We start from the raw sequence: 4,158 nt of genomic DNA on the forward strand, positions 1-4,158 counted from the left end.
CAGGGTGTCGCGCACCGCCCCGCCGACGAACCGCGACTGCGCCGACGCCCCGCCCAGCACGGCGGTCAGCGCGGCGAGGCCGGGGCGCGTCCGCCAGGCGGCATTGGGAAGGCTCATGCCCATTGCAGTCGTCGCCTCAGATTGACGATCATCGCCGCGGTCGCGCCCCAGATGCGGCGGTCGTTCCAGATGATCTCGTAATAATGCCGCTCATGGCCCTGCCATTCGACGCTGGCTTCGACATGATTGCCCGAATCGAGCAGGAATTCGAGCGGAACCTCGAACACGTTCGCCACCTCGGCCTCGCTCGGGTGGAGCACCAGGTCGGGGGGGATGACGCCGATCACCGGCGTCACCTGGAAGCCGGTGACGGTGCGATAGGTATCGGCCTGGCCGATGACGGTCACGCGTTCGCGCGGCAACGCGATCTCTTCCTCGGCCTCGCGCAGCGCGGCGGTGACGATATCCTCGCCAGGATCGATCCGGCCGCCGGGGAAGGCGATCTGGCCCGCATGCTTGCGCATCGTCTCGGTACGCTGGGTCAGGATCACCCCGGGTTCGGCACGATCGGTCACCGCGATCAGAACCGCCGCGGGCAGCAGCGTATCGCCGGGCGGCAGATCGATATCGTCACGGTCGCCGGTCAGCAGGATCATGCCCGGCTCGACACCCCGCGACAGCGCGCTGCGCAGCCGATCGGCGAGCGTCACGCGGCGATGTCTTCGGGCGACGGCACCGCGGGTTCGAGCGGAAAGAACTGGCCGTCGCTCCACAGCCCGACCGGCGACTCGCCGCCCGCGATCGCGCGGTCGGCGAGCTCGTAATAGACCGGCCGGGCGACCACCGCCTCCATCGCGCCACGGACCATCAGATAAGGTCGCGGGCCGTCTTCATCCTCGACGAAGCGGATCGGGTGCGCGGCGCCCGCGGTTACGAGGTCGCCGGTGTTGAGCCGGAAGGTCAGCCTGGTCGCCGGACCCTCGCCATCGATCTTTACCTCGACCGCAACGAACGGCACGTCCTCGACGACGATGTCGAGCTTCTCGACCGGGGTAACCAGGACATAGCCGCCCGATGGCTCGCGCCGGAGGATCGTCGAGAAGAGCCGGACCATCGTCTCGCGGCCGATCGGCGTGCCCTGATGATACCAGGTCCCGTCGCGCGCGATCCGCATTTCGCTGTCGCCACAATGCGACGGATTCCATTTGTCGACCGGCGGCAGTTTCTGCTCGTCGGCGAGCCGGGCGATTTCGGCGAGGCTCAGCGAGGCAAGATCGGGGAGGGGGTCCATAGGCATGAGCGCGAGGTAGGGTGCGCATGGCCTCTCGTAAAGTCTCGCGGCAGGCGAAGCGCCAGGTCGCGCTGCGGCGTCGTCAGCCGGCTGCGCCTGGGCGCGGGCCGAGCATTCCAGCGTCGTCGGGTACGGCCCCGCCCAGTGCAAGAAGCCGGTGGCGTTCGACCGGACCCGGTGCCTGCCACGCAGCCGTGCGCTCGGCGGAAAAGCCGAAGAACCGGCCATAATAGTCCGGATCGCCGATCAGCATCAGCGCGTCGCCCAGATCGCTCGCCGCAGCGACCTCGAGCGCGCGCGCTACCAGCGCCCTTCCGATGCCGTCGCCCTGGTGCCCCGGCGCGACCGCGACCGGGCCGACCATCACCAGCGGCAATGCCGCCTGCGCGGTCATGAGCGCGATCGGCCAGCACTGGATCGAGCCCAGCAGCATGTCGCCCGACACGGCGGCGAAGCTGAGCGTCGGGATCGCGGTTCCATCGCCGCGGATCATATAGGCGGTCCGGCCATGACGATGCTGCCCGAACGCGCGGTCGAGCAGCATCTCGACCTCGGCATGCGGGACGGCGTTCAAGGGGACGAGTTCGAACACCGGCTTCTCCAGCGCCGGCGCAGGAACGTCCGGGGCCGCGCGCTTTACGCAGCACGTCGCCGAACGCAAGCGGAACCCGCGTCGCGCCGCGTCCGCCCCGGGCCTTCCCTACGGTCGCGGCTCTGCTAGAGCGCGGCGATGCAAGACAGTCTTCAGCTCGAAGTGCACGACATGGAAGTGCAGGTGCTCACCGGAATCTATTCGGAGGAGACGCATCTGCCCCAGCCGCTGCGGATTTCGCTCACCGTCGATCTCACCTGCCCGAGCCGGTTCGATCCCGACACGCCCTTGTCGGCGTCGAAAAACTATCTCGATCTGAAACATGCCGCGACCACGGCCTTGCCGACGGGCGTGCATTTCACGCTGATCGAGGCCGTTGCCGACCATATCTGCGAGACGCTGTTCCTGCAGGACGCGCGTGTTCAGCGGGTTGCGGTGAAGATCGTCAAGCTGGCGATCGCCGAAGCGGGCGAGGCGATCGGCGTGACGCTCGTGCGACATCGTCGGTGAGATCGTGCGGCTGATCCTGAGCGAGCGTGACGATATCGCGGCGTGCGTGCGCGATGCGCGCGCGCGGCTCGGTGCCGACGACAGCCTGGTCGTCGTGATTCGTGAAAGCAGTGATTCGCTTTTTGCCGCCCAGGCCCGCGCCGCGATCGCGCCGCTCGCGATCGAGGCGGCGCCGGTGACGCGAATCAACGCCGTCCTGTCCCATAATGGGGCGCGAGCCGCCGATGTCGAAGCGGCGATCAGCTACCTAGAGACCGCCCTGTCGACGACCGGGCAGATCCTCGAGATCCGCTGAGCGGACCCTCGCTCGGCGGTCCGGTCAGCGCCGCGGGCTGCGTCCACAGGGGCCGAGCGCACGAAGAACGAACTGATAATCCTCACGCGCGATCACCGCGTCGGTGGCTGCCATCGACGCGACGCTGCGATCCGGCATCGCGGCGGGAAGCGCGCAGGCCAGCCGGTACCACAACAGCGAACCACGCGGCGGAGGGGCCGCGGCCTCGTCGACGATCTCGCTCAGCGCAACCGCCCAGCGGGGTTGCTCGCCGGGCCGCCGCAGGATCGACAGCGAGACGGGACGCTGATCCGAAGTGGTCAGGAAGATCTGCGTTTCGCCTTCGCCGGGCAGGGCGCCCGGCACGTGAAAGGCGTTGCCGATCCCGGTGATGACGGGCGGCGCGTCGGCGGCGAGCACCTCGCGGGCGATGCGGCGGACCTGCGCGTCGAGGGCCGGCGTCCAGTCGCGTTGCGCGTCGCGCGCGACGAGCTGGATCTGGGCGGTCGATGTTCCGGCGGTACGTGCAAACAGCAGCACGCGCGCCTTTTTCAGCTTGGGCAGTCGACCGTTAGAATCCGGTGCAACATCAAGCAGATAGCCGAGTCTTGGGGCCACACCACCACTGCCGCGAATCAGCGCGGTCACGTCCGCCTCGACATAGAACCGGACGAGCCCGGGTGCGACATCCGCCGCCTCTGCGCCCTTGATCCGCGCGGTCGAGCGAATCGTCGCGTCGGCGATCACTGGCGCGGCGAGAACGAGATCCGCAAGGTCCGCATAGCCCGCGCCTTGGTCGGCGGCCGCGGGCTGGGCCGGCTCCGCGCCAGCCGCTCCAGCGGGCGCTGCATCGCGCGCGCCTTCCCATTGCCGATCAAGCTGTTCGGGGGTCAGCGTCGTCGAGTCGCCGGCGCTGTTTTGCTGCGGCGCGGTCGGCATGGATTGCGGCGGGGGGGCCGTTTGCGCAACGATCGGGGCCGCGGCGATGACGGCGAAGAGGGTCATGAGCGGTGGGATGGAACGTGGGGATATCATCGCCATGGGCTACGCGATGGCGCATGAACGTTACAGAAATAAAATTGCCATCATACGCTTGTACGTTTGTTGCGTCCGACAAAGCGTTTGCGTGTCGCATGGCGTGGCGATAGACATTGCGCACTGCCGCGTGGAATTTTTGCTTCACGGCACACGTTTGCGTTGCGCCTGCCCCCATGCGCGACTGCGTGAAGGCAGACAGAATAAGGGAGTGTCGTTGCTGAATGGCCTATGTTGACCAGAAGATGTCCTCAGGCAAAATCGTCGCGATCGTCATCGTCGCGCTGATTCATGCTGCCTTGGGCTATGCTTTCGTCACCGGCCTCGCGTTTCAATACGTGAAAAAGGCCACCGAAAAGTTAAACACGTTCGACGTGGAGCCGCCGCCACCGCCGCCTCCGCCCGACGAGCCCCCGCCGCCGCCGCCTGACCAGCCTAACCTGCCGCCGCCGCCGA

General features: G+C 67.7%; 6 protein-coding genes and 1 pseudogene. 3 read left to right on the plus strand and 4 right to left on the minus strand.

The features are described 5' to 3' along the window. Nucleotides 1–113 precede the first annotated feature (113 nt). The 3 genes from sphsw_RS11490 to sphsw_RS11500 form a co-directional block, all read right to left on the minus strand. Entirely contained in the window at nucleotides 114–710 is a 597-nt protein-coding gene (locus sphsw_RS11490; protein WP_031440742.1) for a CoA pyrophosphatase, read from the minus strand. Continuing rightward, a complete protein-coding gene (locus sphsw_RS11495; RefSeq protein ID WP_081874293.1) occupies nucleotides 707–1,297 on the minus strand; it encodes a DUF1285 domain-containing protein in 591 nt (196 codons plus the stop codon). Before sphsw_RS11495 ends, sphsw_RS11490 begins: the two co-directional genes overlap by 4 nt. Before the next feature lie 76 nt (nucleotides 1,298–1,373). Further along, complete coding sequence (locus sphsw_RS11500) at nucleotides 1,374–1,883, minus strand: GNAT family N-acetyltransferase (RefSeq protein WP_031440744.1); 510 nt, start codon at nucleotides 1,881–1,883, stop codon at nucleotides 1,374–1,376. A 138-nt stretch (nucleotides 1,884–2,021) separates the two neighbouring features. On the opposite strand from sphsw_RS11500, the gene sphsw_RS11505 reads away from it, so the two are divergent. Continuing rightward, nucleotides 2,022–2,393, plus strand: a complete 372-nt coding sequence (locus sphsw_RS11505) for a dihydroneopterin aldolase (protein ID WP_031395199.1) — start codon at nucleotides 2,022–2,024, stop codon at nucleotides 2,391–2,393. Nucleotides 2,394–2,397: 4 nt separating this feature from the next. Continuing rightward, on the plus strand, nucleotides 2,398–2,688 hold the full coding sequence (locus sphsw_RS11510) for a Rossmann fold domain-containing protein (protein ID WP_031440745.1): 291 nt from the start codon (nucleotides 2,398–2,400) through the stop codon (nucleotides 2,686–2,688). A 24-nt stretch (nucleotides 2,689–2,712) separates the two neighbouring features. Here the strand turns inward: sphsw_RS11510 and sphsw_RS11515 are convergent, their stop codons facing one another. Beyond that, nucleotides 2,713–3,672: a hypothetical protein gene (locus sphsw_RS11515; RefSeq protein ID WP_235188373.1), complete on the minus strand. Its 960-nt coding sequence runs from the start codon at nucleotides 3,670–3,672 to the stop codon at nucleotides 2,713–2,715. A gap of 254 nt (nucleotides 3,673–3,926) precedes the next feature. Between sphsw_RS11515 and sphsw_RS11520 the strand changes: the two are divergent. Beyond that, nucleotides 3,927–4,158 (plus strand): annotated as a pseudogene (locus sphsw_RS11520) (energy transducer TonB); the annotation flags it as partial.

It is taken from the genome of Sphingomonas sp. FUKUSWIS1 (genome assembly GCF_000733135.1).
Lineage (GTDB): Bacteria > Pseudomonadota > Alphaproteobacteria > Sphingomonadales > Sphingomonadaceae > Sphingomonas > Sphingomonas aerolata.

What these genes read in the sequence shown, in the direction of transcription:
- sphsw_RS11515 (WP_235188373.1), bottom strand. Translation starts at nt 3,672, where the DNA reads ATGACCCTCTTCGCCGTCATCGCCGCGGCCCCGATCGTTGCGCAAACG.
- sphsw_RS11495 (WP_081874293.1), bottom strand. Translation starts at nt 1,297, where the DNA reads ATGCCTATGGACCCCCTCCCCGATCTTGCCTCGCTGAGCCTCGCCGAA.
- sphsw_RS11505 (WP_031395199.1), top strand. Translation starts at nt 2,022, where the DNA reads ATGCAAGACAGTCTTCAGCTCGAAGTGCACGACATGGAAGTGCAGGTG.